The 19,893-nt window shown below is 69.1% G+C and carries 20 protein-coding genes; 15 read left to right on the plus strand and 5 right to left on the minus strand.

Translation table 11 applies throughout. From position 1 onward, the window contains the following. Nucleotides 1–28: 28 nt before the first annotated feature. On the plus strand, nt 29–1,132 hold the full coding sequence (locus tag ACH413_RS20115; RefSeq protein ID WP_360035987.1) for a macrolide family glycosyltransferase: 1,104 nt from the start codon (nt 29–31) through the stop codon (nt 1,130–1,132). Here ACH413_RS20115 and ACH413_RS20120 read toward each other — a convergent pair. Further along, complete coding sequence (locus ACH413_RS20120; RefSeq protein ID WP_360035984.1) at nt 1,107–1,949, minus strand: alpha/beta hydrolase; 843 nt, start codon at nt 1,947–1,949, stop codon at nt 1,107–1,109. The two genes, ACH413_RS20115 and ACH413_RS20120, sit on opposite strands and share 26 nt — an antisense overlap. Nucleotides 1,950–2,057: 108 nt before the next feature. Between ACH413_RS20120 and ACH413_RS20125 the strand changes: the two genes are divergently transcribed. After that, nucleotides 2,058–2,777: an SDR family oxidoreductase gene (locus ACH413_RS20125; RefSeq protein WP_360035981.1), complete on the plus strand. Its 720-nt coding sequence runs from the start codon at nt 2,058–2,060 to the stop codon at nt 2,775–2,777. Here the strand turns inward: ACH413_RS20125 and ACH413_RS20130 are convergent. Then, complete coding sequence (locus tag ACH413_RS20130) at nt 2,740–3,339, minus strand: DedA family protein (RefSeq protein ID WP_360035978.1); 600 nt, start codon at nt 3,337–3,339, stop codon at nt 2,740–2,742. The genes ACH413_RS20125 and ACH413_RS20130 overlap by 38 nt on opposite strands. Nucleotides 3,340–3,427: 88 nt before the next feature. Between ACH413_RS20130 and ACH413_RS20135 the strand changes: the two genes are divergently transcribed. From ACH413_RS20135 to ACH413_RS20165, 7 genes are all read left to right on the plus strand, one after another. Beyond that, nucleotides 3,428–5,539, plus strand: a complete 2,112-nt coding sequence (locus ACH413_RS20135; RefSeq protein ID WP_360035975.1) for a helix-turn-helix domain-containing protein — start codon at nt 3,428–3,430, stop codon at nt 5,537–5,539. A gap of 93 nt (nt 5,540–5,632) precedes the next feature. Further along, nucleotides 5,633–6,709, plus strand: a complete 1,077-nt coding sequence (locus ACH413_RS20140) for a hypothetical protein (RefSeq protein WP_360035973.1) — start codon at nt 5,633–5,635, stop codon at nt 6,707–6,709. Next, nucleotides 6,706–7,008, plus strand: coding sequence for a hypothetical protein (locus tag ACH413_RS20145; RefSeq protein WP_360035970.1), 303 nt, complete (start codon nt 6,706–6,708; stop codon nt 7,006–7,008). The genes ACH413_RS20140 and ACH413_RS20145 overlap by 4 nt, the downstream gene beginning before the upstream one ends. Beyond that, nucleotides 7,005–7,622 carry an ESX secretion-associated protein EspG gene (locus ACH413_RS20150; protein ID WP_360035967.1) on the plus strand — a complete coding sequence of 206 codons (618 nt, stop codon included), beginning with the start codon at nt 7,005–7,007 and terminating at the stop codon, nt 7,620–7,622. Before ACH413_RS20145 ends, ACH413_RS20150 begins: the two co-directional genes overlap by 4 nt. Before the next feature lie 13 nt (nt 7,623–7,635). Then, nucleotides 7,636–7,980 carry a YbaB/EbfC family nucleoid-associated protein gene (locus tag ACH413_RS20155; RefSeq protein ID WP_360035964.1) on the plus strand — a complete coding sequence of 115 codons (345 nt, stop codon included), beginning with the start codon at nt 7,636–7,638 and terminating at the stop codon, nt 7,978–7,980. Continuing rightward, nucleotides 7,977–8,276, plus strand: a complete 300-nt coding sequence (locus ACH413_RS20160) for a type VII secretion target (protein ID WP_360035961.1) — start codon at nt 7,977–7,979, stop codon at nt 8,274–8,276. The genes ACH413_RS20155 and ACH413_RS20160 overlap by 4 nt, the downstream gene beginning before the upstream one ends. Then, on the plus strand, nt 8,273–9,154 hold the full coding sequence (locus ACH413_RS20165) for a hypothetical protein (protein WP_360035958.1): 882 nt from the start codon (nt 8,273–8,275) through the stop codon (nt 9,152–9,154). The genes ACH413_RS20160 and ACH413_RS20165 overlap by 4 nt, the downstream gene beginning before the upstream one ends. Before the next feature lie 150 nt (nt 9,155–9,304). Here the strand turns inward: ACH413_RS20165 and sucD are convergent, their stop codons facing one another. Both sucD and sucC read right to left on the minus strand, forming a co-directional pair. Continuing rightward, the gene (gene sucD, locus ACH413_RS20170) at nt 9,305–10,183 is read right to left on the minus strand and encodes a succinate--CoA ligase subunit alpha (protein WP_360035955.1); all 879 of its coding nucleotides are present in this window, start codon (nt 10,181–10,183) and stop codon (nt 9,305–9,307) included. Continuing rightward, on the minus strand, nt 10,183–11,283 hold the full coding sequence (sucC, locus tag ACH413_RS20175) for an ADP-forming succinate--CoA ligase subunit beta (RefSeq protein WP_360035953.1): 1,101 nt from the start codon (nt 11,281–11,283) through the stop codon (nt 10,183–10,185). The genes sucD and sucC overlap by 1 nt, the downstream gene beginning before the upstream one ends. 127 nt (nt 11,284–11,410) lie before the next feature. Between sucC and ACH413_RS20180 the strand changes: the two genes are divergently transcribed. The 6 genes from ACH413_RS20180 (at nt 11,411) to ACH413_RS20205 (ending at nt 19,629) form a co-directional block, all read left to right on the plus strand. Continuing rightward, nucleotides 11,411–13,096 (plus strand): thiamine pyrophosphate-binding protein, encoded by a 1,686-nt coding sequence (locus ACH413_RS20180; protein WP_360035950.1) that lies wholly within the window; start codon nt 11,411–11,413, stop codon nt 13,094–13,096. Nucleotides 13,097–13,106: 10 nt separating this feature from the next. Beyond that, complete coding sequence (gene frc / locus ACH413_RS20185) at nt 13,107–14,336, plus strand: formyl-CoA transferase (protein WP_360035947.1); 1,230 nt, start codon at nt 13,107–13,109, stop codon at nt 14,334–14,336. Between the two features lie 21 nt (nt 14,337–14,357). Continuing rightward, complete coding sequence (locus ACH413_RS20190) at nt 14,358–16,505, plus strand: acetate--CoA ligase family protein (protein ID WP_360035945.1); 2,148 nt, start codon at nt 14,358–14,360, stop codon at nt 16,503–16,505. Nucleotides 16,506–16,748: 243 nt separating this feature from the next. Then, nucleotides 16,749–18,155 carry an Nramp family divalent metal transporter gene (locus ACH413_RS20195; protein ID WP_360035942.1) on the plus strand — a complete coding sequence of 469 codons (1,407 nt, stop codon included), beginning with the start codon at nt 16,749–16,751 and terminating at the stop codon, nt 18,153–18,155. 1 nt (nt 18,156) lies between these two features. After that, entirely contained in the window at nt 18,157–18,585 is a 429-nt protein-coding gene (locus tag ACH413_RS20200; protein ID WP_360035939.1) for a hypothetical protein, read from the plus strand. Between the two features lie 30 nt (nt 18,586–18,615). Next, complete coding sequence (locus ACH413_RS20205; RefSeq protein WP_396425121.1) at nt 18,616–19,629, plus strand: TerC family protein; 1,014 nt, start codon at nt 18,616–18,618, stop codon at nt 19,627–19,629. On the opposite strand, the gene ACH413_RS20210 is transcribed toward ACH413_RS20205, so the two are convergent. After that, nucleotides 19,620–19,805: a hypothetical protein gene (locus tag ACH413_RS20210; RefSeq protein WP_093590387.1), complete on the minus strand. Its 186-nt coding sequence runs from the start codon at nt 19,803–19,805 to the stop codon at nt 19,620–19,622. The genes ACH413_RS20205 and ACH413_RS20210 overlap by 10 nt on opposite strands. Between the last annotated feature and the right edge of the window lie 88 nt (nt 19,806–19,893).

Here is a 19,893-nt window from a genome sequence, read left to right on the forward strand (position 1 = left end):
CTTGACCCCGTTCGGCAGGATCGGGCCAATGGGGATCTTGTTCGTCACGCTCGCAGGCCATGGCCACGTCACGCCGACCCTCGCGGTCGTCGAGGAACTGACCAAACGCGGCGCCGAGGTCGACTACGCGACCGGCGCCGAGCACGCCGAGGCGGTGATCGGAGCGGGCGCGCGGTGGGTGGAACTCCCCGCGCTGCCCGACTTCCGGCCCGTCACCGCCAACCCGATCGACGAGTGGTTTCCGCACTACTTCCGGGCGATGAGCGCGACCTACCCGGTCCTGCTCGACCACTGCCGGACCGCCGAACCCGACCTGATCTGCTACGACTCCACGAACTGGCCGGCCAGGCTCATCGCGCACGCACTCGGTATACAGGCTGTACGCACTGTGCCGCACACGGCATCCAACGCGCATTACAACCTCATGGACGCGAGCGTGGCGCGATATATCGCCGACGACCTGGTGGAATTCACCAGCCGGTACGACGTGGAGCTCGACATCCCGAGCACGATCGAGGCACCTGAGGCGTGCAGCATCGTGTTCGTGCCACGGGAGTTCCAGCCTCACGGGGAGACGTTCGACGAGTCGTTCCACTTCGTCGGCCCGGTGCTGGGCAGCAGGCTCGACGAGGAGTGGTCACCGCGCCGCGACGACCTGCCGCTGCTGGTCGTCTCGCTCGGCTCGATCATGAGCGACGCCGGCTTCTACCGGGCCTGTGCCGAGCAGTTCGGCAACGGCGCCTGGCAGGTCGCGATGACCGCCAAGGACGTGGAGAGCACGGGGGACATCGACGTCCGGCCGTGGTTCCCGCAGCCCGCGGTGTTGAAGCACGCCAAGGCGTTCATCAGCCACGGCGGCATGAACTCCACGATGGAGGCGCTGCACCAGGGCGTGCCGCTGGTCGTCGTGCCGCAGACCCCGGAACAGGCCGCGAACGCCGACCGCGTGACCGAACTCGGCCTGGGCGAACGGGTCGACGACCACGCGGACCTGCGGGCAGCCGTCGAACGGGTGGCGGCCAGCGGCACGATCCGGCGGAACCTCGACCGGATGCGTGCCGCCATCGCTCAGGGCGGCGGTGCCACGAGGGCCGCCGAGATCATCCTCAGCCGAGCACCTCGCGCAGTTTGACGCCGAACTCCTCCGGCTTGCCCGCGTAACCGAACTCGCCGCCGAGGAAACCGCCGTGGTGGCTGGGGAACACGGTGGCTTCCTGCCCGAGCAGCCGTGCCGTGTGGACGGCCGTGCGCCCGGTGAACGCGTCGCCCGTCTCCTCGCCCACGGCGATCACGACGCGCGTGGGCGCGGCGGCCAGGTCCTGCACCCGCGGGTAGTAGTCGGTGATGGCGAGCGAGGCGGTCCCGAGCAACGGGTCCTCGCGCTTGCCGTCGTCCTCGGCCGGCATCCCGAACTGCGCGGGATCCGGCAGAGGCAGCGCGAAGTACTCGTCGGTGTACTCGCCCTGCCACGAGCTCATCTGCATGAACGCCGCCATGCCCGCGCCCCAGCCCTTGGCCTGGTAGGCGTTCATGAACCCGTCGCGCGCCTTGCGGGCCGCGGGAGCGTCGGGCAGCACGTCGATGAGTGGCGGCTCGTGCGCGACGAGCGTGACGACGTCGTCCGGGTAGGCCGCCACCAGTTCGAGGGCCGTGACCGCGCCGCCGCTGGACGCGAACAGGTCGACCGGACCGCCGACGGCCTCGATGACCGCGTGGACGTCCGCCGCCTGGATCTCGGGGGTGTTGTCGGTGCGACCGTCCGAACGGGTGCTCCGGCCGAGCCCGCGCGGGTCGTAGGTGATCACCGTGCGGTCGGGGAACTGCTCGCGCAACGCGACGAAGCCGCTCGCGTCCATCGGCTGGCCGATCATCATCAACGGACGGCCGCCCTCGCCGCTCACGTCGTAGGTGATGGCCGCTTTGTCGGTTTCCAGAACGTGCGTTTCCATCGGAATCTCCCCAGCGGAGTAGGTCTGAGCAGCCTAGTCACAGACGTGAAATCCGCTGGGCCAACAGGCCGATCGACCTGCATGTATTCCCCTGTTATCAAAGGTCGCATGACACGAACAGCAGTGGTGACCGGCGGCGGCACCGGCATCGGCAGGGCGGTGGCCACCCGGCTCGCCGAGCAGGGTCTCGACGTGGTGATCACGGGCAGGCGCGAGGACGTTCTCAAGGCGGCGGCCGACGAGATCGGTGCACGGGCGGTCGTGTTCGACGCGGCGGATCCGGAGGCGGTCGAGGCGGCGCTGAGCGACCTGCCGTCCTCAGTGGACGTTCTCGTCAACAACGCGGGCGGCAACATGACCCGCCGCCTGCCCGCACCGCAGAACCTGACCGACGTGCGGAACCTGTGGCTCGCGAACTACGAGTCCAACGTGATCAGCGCTGTCCTCGTGACGACCGCGCTGGAACCGCGCCTGGCCGACAACGCGCGGGTCGTGACGCTCGGCTCGATCGCGGGCCGGCGGGGTTCGGGTGCCTACGGGGCGGCCAAGTCCGCGGTCGAGGCGTGGACGGCGGACCTCGCGTTCGCCGTGGGGCCGAGGGGGATCACGGTCAACGTCGTGTCGCCGGGCGTCACCGAGGACACGGAGTTCTTCGGCGGCACCCTGAGCGAGGAACGGCGCAAGAAGCTAGTCGGCGCCCCGGCGAACGGCCGCGCGGGCACCCCCGCCGACGTGGCCGCGACGATCGCGTTCCTGACCTCACCGGAGGCCGGGCACATCACCGCGCAGGTCATCGGGGTGAACGGCGGAGCCGGCCTCGGACGCTGAACCCGATGACCGCGACCAGCACGACCACGAGCGCGATCCACGAGAACTCCGCGAGGTAGTGCTCGGCGGCCTCTCCGACGAAGTAGACAGCCGCCGTCGTGCCGCCGGCCCACGCGATGCCGCCAGCTGCGTTGGCCAGCAGGAACTTCCCGTAGTGCATGCCCATCGTGGCCGCGAGCGGACCTGACAGGATCCGCAGCAACGCCACGAACCGGCCGAAGAAGACCGCCCAGGCGCCGTAGCGCTCGAACAGCGCCTGGGCGCGGCCGACCTTGTCCGGACTGAAGTGGCTGGGGAACTTCTCGCCCGCCCAGCCGAAGATCCGCTGCCCGAACCGCTTGCCCAGCGCGTACCCGATGCTGTCGCCGATGATCGCCCCTGCCGACGCGGCGACGCCGACCCACAGCGGGGAGATGCCGTCGTGGTGCGAGGCCATCAGCGCCGCCGCGACGAGCACGACCTCGCCCGGCAGCGGGATCCCCATGCTCTCGACACCGACCACCAGGCCCACGACGACGTAGACCAGCAGCGGTGGAACGGTCTGGAGCCACGAGGTCAGCACATCCGCGATCTTCCTCCAACCGGATGGGATCGGCCACGAGACACGGCCGTCTCGGTACCCTGCTGATCATCAGGACGAGGGGGCGGTTGTGGCGAGCCAGTTCGGCTTACTGCTGCGTCAGTGGCGGCAGCGGGCCGGCTTGAGCCAGGAGGCGCTCGCCCAGCGCGCTGCCGTGGGCATTCGCACGGTGCGCGGGCTGGAGACCGGCGAACGCACCGATCCACGCATGGGCACCGTGCGCGCGTTGGCCGACGCACTGGAGCTCACCGGAGCCGAACGCACCGAGCTGTTCTCCGCCGCCGGGCGCGACGAACCCGTGGCCGCCGTGGAGCCCGTGCGGTTCGATCCGCTGCACGAGGCCGTCGAGACGTTGAAGGTCGCGATCGAGGCGCGGTGGCGGCGCGAGGAGGAGCAGCGGCAGATCCACGACCCGGTGCCGCTGCCGGTGCGGTGGGACGCGGCGCCCGCGCCGTTGATGGACAGCTGGCTCAACATCGGTGGCGAGGCCGCGCTCGGGGGACGGCTGGACCAGGTCGTCGAGGTGTATCGCGGAGTCGGGTCGCGGCGGCTGGTGGTGCTGGGGCGGGCCGGGTCCGGCAAGACGGTGCTGACCACGCGGTTCGTGCTGGATCTGCTCGGTGCGCGCAACCCGGCCGATCCGGTGCCGGTGATCTTCAGCCTCGGGGCGTGGCACCCCGGACGGACCGGTCTGCGCGACTGGCTCGCCGACCAGCTCACGCGCGATCACCCGTTCCTCGCGGCTCCCGGCCCGAGTGGAGGGACGCTGGCGGCCGCGCTGGTCGACTCGCAGCGGGTGCTGCCGGTGCTGGACGGCTTCGACGAGATCGCGACCGGACTGCACCGGCCCGCGCTCACCGCGCTGAACACCACCACTCTGCCGTTGCTGCTGACCAGCCGGGTGGACGAGTACCGCGACGCGGTCGAGGGCACGGACGTGCTGACGTCGGCCGCCGCGGTCGTGCTGGCCGATCTGACGTGCGACGACCTCGCGGACTACCTGCCGCGCACCACGCGCAAGACCGGGCCGGGCGGCAACGTCTGGAAGCCGGTGCTGGACGAGGTGCGGTGTGGCGGTCCGCTCGCCGAGGTGCTGACGACGCCGTTGATGGTGGCGCTCGCCCGGCGGATCTACAGCGACACCCCCGACCACGATCCGGCCGCGTTGCTGGACCTGCACGAGCCCGACGAGATCGAACGACACCTGCTCAGCAGCTTCGTACCGGCTGTATACGGGGTGCATGCAGAGCGCGTACGGCCGTGGCTCGGGCATCTCGCTGATCATCTGACCAGGCTCGGAACGCACGACGTGGCGTGGTGGCAGTTCGGCACGTCTTCGGCGGTGACCGGACTGAGCATCGGGCTCGCCGTCGGGGTGGCCGACCTCCTGCTCGAAGCCGTTCTGGTCGGAGCGCTGATCGCCAGGGGCGTGCTGTTCGCGGTCATGATCGGGCTGGTCACCGGGCTGCTGTTCGGGGCGGCGCACCGGTACGTGGTGCGCAGGAACCCGCTCGAACCCGTGCGGACCCGGCTGCGGTGGCGTGGCAGGGCGGGCCGGCGGGTGTGGTCGCGGGGACTGCTCGGGCTGGCGTTCGGCGGGGCGGTCGGAGCCGCGTACGGGCTGGTGCGCGCGATGGCGTTCTGGCTGGTCACGCCCGATGTTCCGTGGTCGGCCGGGGTGCTGGTCGACATCGGGGTGTTCGGCCTGGTGTTCGGGCTCGGCGCCGCGCTGGTGTTCGCCGTGGTCGCCGCGATGGAGGCGCCGCTCGACGTGCGGTCGGCTGGCAGTCCCGACGGGTTGCTGGAGGCGAACCGGCGCGCGGTGCTCGGACTCGTGGCGGTGATGGTGCCGGTGTTCGCGGTGTTCGTCATGGGTGCCACCGGGGTCGTCGCGAGCGGGCTCACGGCGTTGCGGTTCGAGGTGCTGTGGAGCCCCACGACGGCACTGGCGCTCGGGCTCGTCGGCGGTGTCGGGGGCGGGCTGGCGTACGTGCTGAGCCTGACCGCGTGGGGGCAGTGGGTGGTGTTCGCGCGCGTCTGGTTGCCGTTGACCGGGAAGCTGCCGTGGGGGTTGCCGGCGTTCCTGGACGACGCCTATCGGCGTGGCGTGCTGCGGCGGGCCGGTGCGGTCTACCAGTTCCGGCACGCGCGCCTGCAGGAGCATTTCGCGCGTTCGCGCTGATCAGGTAGACCGGCCACAAGTGGCCGGTCGTCTGGCCTGTTCCCTCGTTCGGCCCGGTGTGAGCGTTTGCCGGGACGAAGGGGGGAACCAGGGGTGTCAGGCATCAACTGGGAGGCGTACAGCCATGAAGAGTTGCACCGGATGCTGTGGCAGGACGCTGATGTCGCGGACGTGAGCACCGTCGCCGACGAGTGGACGCGGCACCGCGCCGCGCTGGACGCGCACGCCGAGGTGCTCCGGGAGCAGCGGACCGCGTTGCTCGACGGGTGGGCAGGGGCCGCGGCGGAGGAGGCCGCGACTCGGCTGGGGGCACTGGCCGAGCGGGTCGAGAAGATCAGCGAACTGGCCGTTGCCGGGCAGAAGGCCGCGCAGGACTCGGCGGACGCGCTGGCCGCGGCCCGTGCCGCGATGCCGCCGCCACCGGCTCCCGGGACGACGATGCCGGCGTTCGCGGGGCTGCCGACGGTGCCGGGACCACCCGCCGCACCGGTCGCGTTCGCGTTGCCGAGCGCGCCTGCGCCGTTGGGCTTGCCGAGCGCGCCTGCCCCGTTCGCGCCCGCCCCGTTCACGCTGCCGAGTGCGCCCGCTCCGTTCGCGTTGCCGAGCGCTCCGACCATGCCCGCCGGAGCCACGTCGGGCTTCTACTTCTACTTCGGCGCCGCCTCTGCCGACCAGCAGAAGGCCCAGGCGGTCCGGGCGATGCAGACCTACGAGTCCAGCCTCAACGGCAGCGGCCGCCTCATCGACGACGCCCGCGGCAACATCCCGCAGGCCGCGCCCACGCCCCGTGCGGCGGCCACGGCTCAGGTGAAGACGCCCAGTTCAGGCGGCGTGCCGTGGCAACGCCTCGTGGGCGGCGGCAGTGGCGGTGGCTCGGTGGCGACGACGCGAGGCCCGGTGATCGGCGCCGCCACCCCGGTCAGCCAGCAGGTCACCCCGGGCATGCGGGCGGGGGTGATGTTCGGCCAGCACGGCGGGATCGCCGCGACCGGAACGCTCACCGCCGACCCGAGAACCGCCGCCCAGAACAACGCGATGGGCGCGCCGCCGCCGGGTGGAGCACGCAAGGACGAGGACGAACAGCACGAGAACCAGATGCCGACGCTCGACCACGACCTGTTCGCGGTGACCGAGCGCGTGTCTCCGGCGGTCATCGGGGAGGAACAGTGACCGGCTACGAGGTCTCGCCCGACCAGTTGCAGGACCGGGTGAAGACGCTGAGCAGGCTGGCCGAGCTGACCGGCGACCTGGTGTCGACGGCGAGCAGGCTGGCGGAGCGGACGCCGTTGCTCGGCACCGCGCCGCCCGCCCAGGACCTGTCGCGCCGCCTCAAGGACGCCGGGTCGGGGCTCGCCGGAGAGGTGAGCGCCGCCGAACGGGAGGTGCGCGAGTTCCGGCAGATGCTCGCGGAGATCAGGACCACGTACACCGAGACCGACGCCGACCAGGCGCGCAAGGCGGCACGGTGATCGCCTTCGACCTCGTGGAGATGGACCTGCTCGCCACGCACGCCGGGGTGCGCTGGCCGTTCCCGCTGCGGGTGCCGTCGTTCGGAAAGCTCGCGGACGAACGCGCGACCCTCCTCGCCGAGGCGGGCCACGGTTTGCAGGCGCGTGGCCTGGCGGCATCGCACGGCCCGACGGGCATGGCCGCCGAACTGGTCACGGCGCTGCACGAACACACGGCGGTGGTCGACCTCGTCGTGCCGGGAACGGGTGCGGTCGCGATGGTCTACGGCGACGACGCGCTGGTGTGCGCGCAGACCGAGAGCACGGTCCGGGTGACGCACGTCGAGGCGGAGACGCTCGGCGACGAACTCGTGGCGTTGATCCCGGAGTCGAGGCCCGCACAGCTCATGCCGATCACCCTGCCGCCCGGCGCCGGACTCGACCTGGAGGTCACCGGGCAGGGCCAGGCGGGCGTGATCAGGGGCGGGCAGCGGCAGGAAGTGTCCTGGTTGGACAGTGCGGGCGGACGGGTCAGGGTCGACGCGGGCGACGACGGCTGGGTCAGCGTCAACCCGTTGCGGCACCACGACCTGGTCCGGTTGATCGGTGAGCTCGCCGCGGTCGCGCGAGCCTAGAAGAGGGGGAGAAGTGGATCCAGCACAGTGGCTGGCGGACTACCAGGAACGCCTGGAGCGCGTCGCGTACAGCGCGCGGTCGGCGAGCGCGAGCCTGGCCGAGGTCGGGGCCAAGGCGACCTCGCCACGCGGTGAGGTCACGGTGACCGTGAACGCGGGCGGCGTGCTCGGCGACGTCACGCTGACGCCGGCGGCGCGCAAGCTCGACGTCGACGCGCTCGCGATGCTGATCGTCAGCACCGCGCGGGAGGCGCAACGGCTGGCGAGCGCGCGGATGACCGAGGTGATGGCGGACTACCTCGGCGAGAGCGACGCGCTGCACCAGATCACGAGGCACCTGCCGGAGGCCGTGCGATGAGCTTCACCGCCGACCACGAGCAGTTGCGGCGCCACGCCACGACGTTGACCGGGTACGCCGACCAGCTGTCCGAGACCGGAACCCGGCTGCCCGACCAGCTCGGCCAGTCCTCGCTCGGCTCGTTCGCGCAGTTCCTCACCATGGGCCTGAGCGGTCCGATGGGGGAGACCATGGGCGCCTTCGCGCACGTCGCGTCCACAATGGACAAGGTCGGGGAGGGCATGCGGCGCACCGCCGAGAACTACCAGCGCACCGACGAGCGCAACGCCGAGAGCATCACGGGGGCCGGCCGATGACCGCCACCGCGACGGACGCGGGCACGATCGCCGCGCTGCTGAACGAACTCCGCACCACCACGAACGCCATCGCGGGCGACGAGTGGCTGTCATCCGACCTCGCCGCCACGCCCAAGGCCCAGATGAGCGAGCTGGGCTCGAACGGGAAACCGTTGCAGGCACTGGACAGCGCGGGCGTCGGCTTCCTCACGCCGATGATCTCCTTCCTGGAGGAGCCGCTGAACCAGTTGCGCGGCAACCCGGACGGCGTGCAGCAGGGTGCGGGCGAGTTCCAGAACGCGAGCAAGGCCGCGACCACCCTCGCCGGCGAGTACGACGCGAAGGCGGGCAGCGAGACCAGCGAGTGGACCGGCGACAGCGCGGCCGAGTACGCCAAGACCGGCAAGGAACTCGTGGACGGCGTGCTGTCCGTCGCCGAGACGGCGCTGACCAACGCCACCGCGCTGATCAAGGCGGGCGAGGTGGTCGCGCAGGTCGTCGCCGAGGTGACGCGGCTGATCACCGAGGCGGTCGGCAAGATCGTGCCGATCATGACCCAGGCGATCGCCGCGGCGGCCGCGACGTTCGGGCAGAGCATCGCCGTGGCGATCCCGCAGTGCGTGCAGATCGCCGTGGAGTGCGGGGCGCAGATCGCGGCCAAGCTCGGTGAGCTGCTGGCCAGCGGCGAGAACCTGATCAAGCTGGTCGAGGGCGCGCAGGCCGTGCTGAAGATCGTGAAGCAGGCGATGTCGGTGATCGGGGACAAGGCAGAGGGGGGCTCGGTCGAGTCCGCTTCCTCGACCGGCAAGGCCTCGACCGGCACCACGTCCGGCCGTGCGGAACTGCCGACCGTCTCGGCCCGTACTGAGGCGGACCGGGCAGAGCAGCCCGTCGGTTAGGGCGCGGGCGTCTCGGCCCGCAAGGAGGCGAACCGGGACAGCCGGCTCATCAGCCGGTCCGCGTCGGGGTCGGACCGGGACAACCGGCCTGTCGGCCGCGCCCGCGACCGTCTCGGCCCGCATCGGGGCGGACCGAGACGGTCGGTGCGCCTAGCTGGTCAGGATCGCCCTGGCCAGGGCGGCGGTCTCCGACGGCGTCTTGCCGACCTTGATCCCCACTGCCTCCATGGCCAGCTTCTTGGCCTCCGCCGTGCCCGAGGACCCCGAGACGATGGCGCCCGCGTGGCCCATCGTCTTGCCCTCGGGCGCGGTGAAGCCGGCGACGTAGCCGACCACGGGCTTGGACACGTTGTCCCGCACGAACTCCGCCGCCCGTTCCTCCGCGTCGCCGCCGATCTCGCCGATCATCACGATCAGCTCGGTGTCCGGGTCCGCCTCGAACGCCTCGATGGCGTCGATGTGCGTGGTGCCGACGATCGGGTCGCCGCCGATGCCGACGCACGTGGTGAAGCCGAAGTCCTTCAGTTCGTGCATCAGCTGGTACGTCAGGGTTCCTGACTTCGACACCAGGCCGATCGAGCCGGGTTTGGTGATGTCGGCCGGGATGATGCCCGCGTTGGACTTGCCGGGGCTGATGATGCCGGGGCAGTTCGGGCCGATGATCCGGGTGGACCTACCGGCCGCGTGCGCCCAGAAGCGTGCCGTGTCGTGGACCGGGACGCCCTCGGTGATCACCACGGCCAGGCCGATGCCCGCGTCGACGGCCTCGATCACCGCGTCGCCGGTGAAGGCGGGCGGGACGAAGAGCACCGACACGTTCGCGCCGGTCTCCGCCATCGCCTCGGCGACCGTGCCGAACACCGGCAGCGTCACGTCGTCGAAGCCGACGGACGTGCCTGCCTTGCGCGCGTTCACGCCGCCGACGACCTGCGTGCCGGCCGCGAGCATGCGGCGGGTGTGCTTGGCACCCTCCGAGCCCGTCATGCCCTGCACGATCACGCGGCTGTTCTCGTCGAGGAAGATCGCCATCAGGACTCCTTGCCAGCGAGAGCGGCGGCACGGCCCGCCGCGTCGTCCATCGTGTGCGCCACGGTGATCAGCGGGTGTCGTGCCTCGTCGAGGATGCGGTGGCCCGCGTCGGCGTTGTTGCCGTCGAGCCGGACGACCAGCGGTTTGTCCGCGCGGTCGCCGAGCATGCCGAGGGCCTGCACGATTCCGTTGGCCACCGCGTCGCACGCGGTGATGCCACCGAACACGTTCACGAACACGCTGCGGACCGCCGGGTCCGAGAGGATCACGTCGAGGCCGTCGGCCATCACCTGGGCCGAGGCGCCGCCGCCGATGTCGAGGAAGTTCGCGGGTGCGGCACCGGCCAGCGCCACGACGTCCAATGTGGACATGACGAGTCCCGCGCCGTTGCCGATGACACCGACGGCGCCGTCGAGCTTGACGTAGTTCAGCCCCTTCTCGGCGGCCCGCACCTCCAGCGGGTCACCGACAGCGCTGTCCGAAGGTCGAGAGTGCCGGAACGACGCGTTGTCGTCCAGCGTCACTTTTCCGTCCAAAGCGACGATTCGGCCGTCCTTGTTGCGTGCCAACGGGTTCACCTCGACCAGCGTCGCATCCTCGGACACGAACACCTTCCACAGAGCGGAAGCGACGGCGTTCACTTCCTCGGCGACGGACGGTGGGAACACCGCCGATGCGTCGAAGGACGAAGCTGGCATTCGAGTGATGGAGTCCGCCATCTCCTCGATCTCCATGCCACCGGTCGCCGAGGCCATGCCGATGAACGTCCTGTTGGCACGATCGAGCAGGAACGACAGGTAGTACTCCTCGGCGATCTCGCTCGCCTCGGTGACCAGGACCTTGTGCACGGTGTGGCCCTTGATGTCCATCCCCAGGATGGCGGTGGCCGCGCCGAAAGCTTCGTCGGGCGTCGAAGCGAGTTTGATGCCGCCGGCCTTGCCGCGCCCGCCGGTCTTCACCTGAGCCTTCACGACGACAGTGCCGCCGAGCCTGGAGGCGGCCTCGCGCGCGGACTCAGGAGTGTCCGCCACGAAACCACGCGGAACGGGCACCCCGTGCCGCTCGAAGAGGTCCCGCGCCTCGTGTTCGAAAAGATCCACCGTCTACGTCCTCTCGCCGAAAACTTGCGGCCATCTATGGACATCCGGTTGGTAGCGGAGTAACGATATGCCTACCTCATACGGTATGCAATCTACAGTCGAAGCGCCAAAGGGGAGCTGATCGCCGATGACGAGTTCCGCGGAGCCGGAGTCGATTTCTGGAGGCCACCTGGTGGCCAAGGCGCTCAAAGCCGAGGGCGTCGACACCATCTTCACGCTGTGCGGCGGGCACATCATCGACATCTACGACGGCTGCGTGGACGAGGGCATCGCCGTCATCGACGTCCGGCACGAGCAGGTCGCGGCGCACGCGGCCGACGGTTACGCCCGCATCACCGGCAAGCCCGGTTGCGCCGTCGTCACGGCGGGCCCGGGCACCACCGACGCCGTCACGGGCGTCGCGAACGCGTTCCGCGCGGAGAGCCCCATGCTGCTGATCGGCGGCCAGGGCGCGTTGAGCCAGCACAAGATGGGCTCACTGCAGGACCTCCCGCACGTGGACATGATGACGCCGATCACGAAGTTCGCGGCCAACGTCCCGCACACCGCCCGCATCGCGGACATGGTGTCGATGGCGTTCCGCGAGGCCAACGCCGGCGCGCCGGGCCCGTCGTTCCTGGAGATCCCGCGGGACGTCCTGGACGCCAAGGTGCCGGTGAGCACGGCGCGAGTACCGGAAGCGGGCCACTACCGCGCGTCCACGCGCAGCGTCGGTGACCCGGCGGACATCGAGAAGCTCGCGGACCTGTTGGTGCACGCCAAGAAGCCCGCGATCCTGCTGGGCAGCCAGGTGTGGACCACGCGGGCCACGGACTCCGCGATCGACCTCGTCCGCACCCTCAACATTCCCGCCTACATGAACGGGGCGGGCCGCGGCACCCTGCCGCCCGGCGACCCGCACCACTTCCAGCTGTCGCGCCGCTACGCCTTCGACAACGCCGACGTCATCGTGATCGTCGGAACCCCGTTCGACTTCCGGATGGGCTACGGCCGAAGGCTTTCCGCGAACGCGACGGTCGTCCAGATCGACCTCGACTACCGCACCGTCGGCAAGAACCGCGACGTCGACCTCGGCATCGTCGGTGACGCCGACCTGGTCCTGTCCAGCGTCACGGCGGCCGCGTCGGGCCGTGAGGACAACGGCGCGATGGGCCGCAAGGTGTGGCTGGAGGAACTGCAGGCGGTCGAGGAGAAGGCCCGGCAGAAGCGTTCGGAGCACCTGCTCTCCGAGGACATGCCGATCCACCCGTACCGGCTGGTGAGCGAGATCAACGACTTCCTCACCGAGGACTCGATCTACATCGGCGACGGCGGCGACGTCGTCACGTTCTCCGGTCAGGTCGTGCAGCCCAAGTCGCCGGGCCACTGGATGGACCCCGGTCCACTCGGGACACTCGGCGTCGGCATCCCGTTCGTGCTGGCCGCGAAACTGGCCAGGCCGGACAAGGAGGTCGTGGCCCTGTTCGGCGACGGCGCGTTCAGCCTCACCGGCTGGGACTTCGAGACGCTGGTCCGCTACAACCTGCCGTTCGTCGGCATCGTCGGCAACAACTCGTCGATGAACCAGATCCGCTACGGCCAGGCGGCCAAGTACGGGCTGGAGCGCGAACGCGTCGGCAACACGCTCGGCGACGTCCGCTACGACCAGTTCGCCAAGATGCTCGGCGGCTACGGCGAGGAAGTGCGTGACCCCAAGGACATCGGGCCCGCGCTGCAACGTGCCCGCGAGTCGGGCAAGCCCTCGCTGATCAACGTGTGGATCGACCCCGACGTGTACGCGCCCGGAACCATGAACCAGACGATGTACAAGTAGGTGAGCTGACATGGCCAAGGCCCTGGAGGGCGTCAAAGTCCTCGACATGACGCACGTGCAGTCCGGACCGTCGTCGACCCAGCTGCTCGCCTGGCTGGGCGCGGACGTCATCAAGCTGGAAACGCCGGGACGGGGCGACATCACCCGCGGCCAGCTGCGCGATCTGCCCGAAGTGGACAGTCTCTACTTCACGATGCTCAACTGCAACAAGCGGAGTATCACCCTCAACATGAAGGCCCCTGAGGGAAAAGAGGTCTTCGAGAAGCTCATCGGTGACGTCGACATCCTCGTCGAGAACTTCGGCCCCGGCGTCGTCGAGCGGTTCGGCTACCCGTGGGAGAAGCTGCAGGCGCTCAACGAGAAGCTCATCTACGCGTCGATCAAGGGCTTCGGGCCCGGCCGCTACGCCGACTTCAAGGCGTACGAGGTGATCGCGCAGGCGATGGGCGGCTCGATGAGCACCACCGGGTTCGAGGAGGGGCCGCCGCTCGCCACCGGCGCGCAGATCGGCGACTCGGGCACCGGCATCCACCTGGTGGCCGCGATCCTGGCCGCGCTGTACCAACGGACCAACACCGGACGCGGCCAGCGCGTCCAGGTCGCGATGCAGGACGCCGTCCTGAACCTGTGCCGGGTGAAGCTGCGCGACCAGCAGCGGCTCACCCGCGGGCCGCTGGGGGAGTACCCGAACGAGCAGTTCGGGGACGAGGTGCCCCGCTCCGGCAACGCATCCGGTGGTGGCCAGCCCGGCTGGGCGGTGCGCTGTGCCCCCGGCGGCCCCAACGACTACATCTACGTGATCATCCAGCCCGTCGGCTGGGCCCCGCTGACCGAGCTGATCGGCAGGCCCGAACTCGCCGAGGACCCGGCCTGGAACACGCCGGAGGTCCGGCTCTCCAAGCTGGACAAGGCGTTCGCGCTGATCGAGGAGTGGACGGAGAAGCACACCAAGTGGGAGGTGATGGACAAGCTCAACGCCCACAACATCCCGTGCGGACCCATTCTGTCCACAAAGGAGATCATCGAGGACGAGACGCTGGCGGAGCTCGGCACCGTGGTCGAGGTCGAGCACCCCGAACGCGGCTCGTTCAAGACGGTCGGCAACCCGCTCAAGCTCTCCGACAGCACGGTCGAGGTGCAGCGCCCGCCGCTGCTCGGTGAGCACAACGACGAGGTCCTCGGAGCACTCGGTTACAGCGCGGACCGCCTCGCGGGACTGCGCGCCGCCGGCGTCATCTAATCCTCAGGGGAGAAGAATCTCATGCCGGACAACGGCTACGACCGCGCCGCGGTCGAGAACGTACTCGCGAAGGTGCGGGCGGAGGGACGGTCGTCGCTCACCGCACCGGAGGGCAAGAGGGTCTGCGACGCCTACGGGATCGCGACCCCGGCCGAGGCGCTGGCGAAGTCGTCGGAGGGCGCCGTCGCGTTCGCCGAGGAGATCGGCTACCCGGTCGTGCTCAAGATCGTCTCACCGGACATCCTGCACAAGACCGAGGCCGGCGGTGTGCTGGTGGGCCTGAAGAACGGGGCCGAGGTCGCCGAGGGCTACCGCACGATCATCCACAACGCCGAGAACTACCAGGCGGACGCGGACATCACCGGCGTCCAGGTCCAGCAGCAGCTGCAGGCCGGGAAAGAGGTCCACGAGGTCATCGTGGGCGCCACCACCGACGAGACGTTCGGCAAGATCGTCGCGTTCGGCCTCGGCGGCATCCTGGTCGAGGTGCTCAAGGACGTCACGTTCCGGCTCGCGCCGACGAGCAACGCCGAGGCCCTCTCCATGGTCAACGGCATCGCGGCGGCGGAGATCCTCCGCGGTGTCCGCGGCGCCGAGGGCGTCGACGCGGACAAGCTCGCCGACCTGATCCACCGCGTCTCTGATCTGGTCACGGACTTCCCGCAACTGGCAGAGGTCGACCTGAACCCCGTGCTGGCAACGCCTTCCGGGGCCACCGCGGTCGACGTCCGCATCCTGGTGGACGAGGACGCCGCCAAGGAGCCGCACCGGTTCACCCAGGACGAGATCCTCGCCTCGATGAACCGGATCATGAGGCCGAACGCCGTCGCCGTGATCGGTGCCTCGAACGAAGAGGGCAAGATCGGCAACTCGGTGATGAAGAACCTCGTCAACGGCGGCTACCAGGGTGAGATCTACCCGATCAACCCCAAGGCGGACGAGATCCTCGACCGCAAGGCGTTCGCGAGCATCGCCGACGTGCCGGGAGACATCGACGTCGCGGTGTTCGCCATCCCCGCCAAGTTCGTGCCGGCGGCGTTGGAGGAGGTCGGCAAGAAGGGCGTCGGCGGCGCGATCATGATCCCGTCCGGCTTCGGCGAGACGGGCAACATCGAGCTGCAGGACGAGATCGTCGCCATCGCGCGCAAGCACGGTGTCCGCATCCTCGGCCCGAACATCTACGGCTACTACTACACGCCGGAGAACCTCTCTGCGACGTTCTGCACGCCGTACGACGTCAAGGGCGGCGTCGCCCTCACGTCGCAAAGTGGCGGAATCGGCATGGCGATCCTCGGATTCAGCCGTTCCGCGGGCATGGGCGTCTCGTCGATCGTCGGTGTGGGCAACAAGGCCGACATCGACGAGGACGACCTGCTGACGTTCTTCGAGTCCGACCCGAACACCCAGCTCGTCGCGATGCACCTGGAGGACCTCAAGGACGGCCGGTCCTTCGCGGAAACGGCGAAACGCGTCTCGGAAAAGAAACCGGTCATCGTGCTCAAGGCCGGACGGACCGACCAGGGCGCGAAGGCCGCGAGTTCGCACACCGGCGCACTGGCCGGCAACGACCGGGTCTACGACGACATCCTCAAGCAGAGCGGCGTGATCCGCGCACCCGGCCTGAACGACCTGCTGGAGTACGCGCGCGGAATTCCGCTGCTGGCCACGCCGAAGGGCGAGAACGTCGTCATCATCACCGGCGCGGGCGGCTCGGGCGTGCTGCTCTCGGACGCCTGTGTGGACAACGGGTTGTCGCTCATGAGCATCTCGGACGACCTGGACGCGGCGTTCCGGAAGTTCATCCCGCCGTTCGGCGCGGCGGGCAACCCCGTCGACATCACCGGCGGCGAACCCCCTTCGACGTACCGGAACACCATCGCGCTCGGTCTCGCCGACGACCGCATCCACTCGTTGATCCTCGGCTACTGGCACACCATCGTCACGCCACCGATGGTGTTCGCGAAGCTCGTGGTCGACGTCGTGGAGGAGTACCGGGCGAACGGAATCCACAAGCCGGTCGTCGCCTCGCTCGCGGGCGACGTCGAGGTCGAGGAAGCAAGTGAGTACCTGTACCGGAACGGAGTGGTTGCGTACCCGTACACAACGGAGAAGCCTGTCGCAGTACTGGGTGCCAAATACCGGTGGGCCCGTGCTGCCGGCTTGCTGTAGATAAGTCGTGAGTGGTCGTTGGTCTTGGGAGAGACCAGCGACCACTTTGCGGCAGTGCAAGGAGAGATGGCCCGTCCGCGACCGTGAACACGCCCACGGTCGCGAACCCGCCAGGGAGGTCAACGAAGACAGCCGGTCCTCTGGAGGTTGTTAACCGTGGATGATCCAAATCTGGCAGCTCGCACGGAAACCAGCTCGCCCCCTGAGAAGGAACGAGTCTGGGCCGCGGGCAAGCTGGAAGCGATGCCCATCAGGAAACTCCCCGACGCACCACCGTCGATCCACCTGCTCGGTCCCACGGTGTTCCTGGTGGCTCTTGGCGTGGGCATGGGCGAGTCCTACATGTGGCCCCGCCTGGTGCTGGTCTTCGGACCGGACATCAGGTGGCTCTTCCTGATCGGCGTCACGCTGCAGGCCGTCGTCATGCTCGAGATGGCGCGGTACGCGATGGCGACGGGGGAGAGCATCTTCTTCGGCGCCGCGCGCGTGTTCAAACCGATCATGTGGTTCTTCTTCGTGGTCGCGATACTCGTCTACATCTGGCCGGGCCATCTCTCCGCCGGAGCGGCGGCCCTGGAGAAGATCACCGGCATACCCTGGACGGTGTCGGCGTGTGTCGGACTGATCCTGGTCGGGGTGCTGTTCAGCCTCGCCAAGGTCATCTACAACCTGCTCGAGAACCTGCTGTCCATCCTCATCGGACTGCTCGTCGTCAGCACCTCCGTGGTGGCGGCGATGGTCGGCACGTGGGGCGACCTGACCAGCACCCTGACCGGCATGCTCCAGTTCGGGTACTTCCCGGCCCAGGCCATGTCGCCGGAGTGGTTCCCGATCATCGTCGGCTCGATCGCGTTCGCCGGGCCGTCCGGCATGCAGCAGATGTGGTACACGCTGCACCTGCGCGACAGCGGCGCCGGCATGGGCGCGCACATCCCGAAGGTCCGCGGGCTGCGGCACGCGGGCGAGGAAGAGAAGATGCCGGCCCGCGGCTTCATGTTCGACACCGAGGACAAGGCGGAGCTCGCGAAGTGGAAGGGCTGGCGGCGCTGGGTCACGTTCGACGCGCTGCTGCTGTTCTGGGGCATCACGATGCTCGTCACGGTTTCTTTCACGGTCCTCGCGCAGTCGGCTTCACGGACCAGCCCGGACGTCAAGGCGCTCATCGAGTCCGGTGAGCGGGAAGCCGCGTTGAACGCCATGTCGGACGCCTTCGCGTCGGCGGGCGGACCGGTGCTCGGCGCGGTGTTCCTCGGGTTCATCGCGTTGATCGGCCTGAACGCCACGCTGGGTCTGTTCGACTCGTTCTCGCGCGGCCAGGCGGACATGACGTACCACTTCGTGAAGGGTGCGAAGAGGTTCCGCATGTCGCACCTCTACGCGGGATTCCTCTGGGGTGTCATCACCTTCGGCATCCTGATCCTGCTGTTCGGACCCGCCGACGGACCGGGCGCGATCCTCGACGTGCTCGCGTTCCTGTCGACGTTCGCCATGGGCGCCTACTGCGTGGTGCTCCTGCTGGTGAACAACCGGATGCTGCCCAAACCCATCCGCCCCAAGCTGGTCACGAACCTCATCATCGGCTTCGGAGCGTTGTTCTACCTGGGCATGCTGTTCTTCAGTCTCATCAAGTTCGGAGTAGTGGTGGGCTGAGATGGCGATCCGCGAAGGCTTTCTCAAGGAAGCGGTGCCCGGCGCGTTCGTCGGTCTCGCCGCGGGGCTCATCGCGGGAGGGCTGGCCGCGCTCGTCGGCCAGCCGCTCGGGTGGGCACTCGTCACGACGGTCGCCCTCGGCCTGCCGCTGGGTGCGTTCGGCGGCGGCTTCGGCCTGCTGGTGGCGGCGGGCCGGCTCCCGGCCGGACGGTTCGCTCCGGTGGCCCTCTACTGGCTGGTCGCGTTTCCCGCGGCCCGGCTGGTGCACGAGATCACCGTGAGCCTCGTGCTCACCGGTCAGGTCCGGCTGCCCTCGGATCTGGCCGGTTTCCTCGCCTACCAAGGGATCGTGAGTTTCGGCTGGGCCATCGGTTTCCTGTGGCTGCACGAACGCATCTCCATGCGCCTGCGCGCTACGGCCACCCGCTGACCTCCCTTCCGCCGAAGGAGCCCAAGGATGTTGGATCTTCCCGTCTGGGTGTGGATCGCGACCATGGGCGGCATCGCCGCCATCATCGCGTTCGACTTCTACCTGGTGGTGCGCAAGCCGCACGAACCGTCGTTCCGCGAGTCGTTGTACTGGGTGATCTTCTACGTCGGCCTGGCCGTCCTCTTCGGACTCGGCGTCACGGTGTTCGCCGGGCCCGGCCACGGCGGTGAGTTCTTCGCCGGCTGGATCACCGAGTACTCGCTGAGCGTCGACAACCTGTTCGTGTTCGTGATCATCATGGCCCGGTTCGCGGTGCCGCGGGAGTACCGGCAGAAGGTGCTCATCGTCGGCATCATCCTGGCCCTGTTGCTGCGCGCGGTGTTCATCGCCGCGGGAGCACAGGCGATCGCGCGGTTCGACTGGCTGTTCTACTTCTTCGGCGCGTTCCTGATCTTCACGGCGTGGAAGCTGCTGAAGCAGGACGAGACCGACGAGGCCGACGTTCCGGAGAACGCCGCTTTGCGCGCGGTGAAACGGTTCCTGCCGGCGACCACGGTCTACCACGGCGCCGCGTTGACGACGCGCGTGAACGGCAAGCGCGTCGTGACGCCGATGCTGATCGTCATGGTCGCGGTCGGCACCACGGACCTGTTGTTCGCGGTGGACTCGATCCCGGCGATCTTCGGGCTCACCAAGGAGCCGTACCTGGTGCTGACCGCCAACGCGTTCGCGTTGATGGGCCTGCGCCAGCTCTTCTTCCTGGTGGGCGGTCTCCTGGATCGCCTGGTGCACCTGAGCAAGGGCCTCGCGGTGGTGCTCGCGTTCATCGGGTTCAAGCTCATCTTCGAGGCGATGCACCACCACGGTGTCTCGTGGGCTCCGGAGATCCCGATCGTGGTGTCTCTCGGGGTCATCCTGGCGACGCTCACCGTCACCACGGTCTGGAGCCTGCACACCTCTCGACGGGCCGCGCGGTCCGCCGTGGAGGACGCCGAGAGCGCGCGAAGGAGCGAAGACGCTCCTGTGAAGGACTCTCAGCCGTGAATCGTGTGGCCTTCGGCGTCCTTGCGGAGCGTCTTGGCCACGGCCGCCTGGGCCTCGGCGTCCTTGCGCTGTTCCGTCAGCGCGGTGGACAGTCCGAGGCCCAGCGCGCGGCCGTCAGCGGAGAAACCCTCACGCGGCTGGGTGAGCGAACGAGCGAAGTTCTTCAAGCGGGACATGGTCTTCCTCCTGACGATGGTGGCTCCCGAGGCGCGCAGAAGCCTGAAAGGCACTGTGGCACGGGAGGAACAGGGTTGCGGCCGGGGT

Origin of the sequence: Lentzea sp. NPDC020367 (genome assembly GCF_044387305.1) — a bacterium.
In the GTDB taxonomy this organism is placed as follows: Bacteria; Actinomycetota; Actinomycetes; order Mycobacteriales; family Pseudonocardiaceae; genus Lentzea.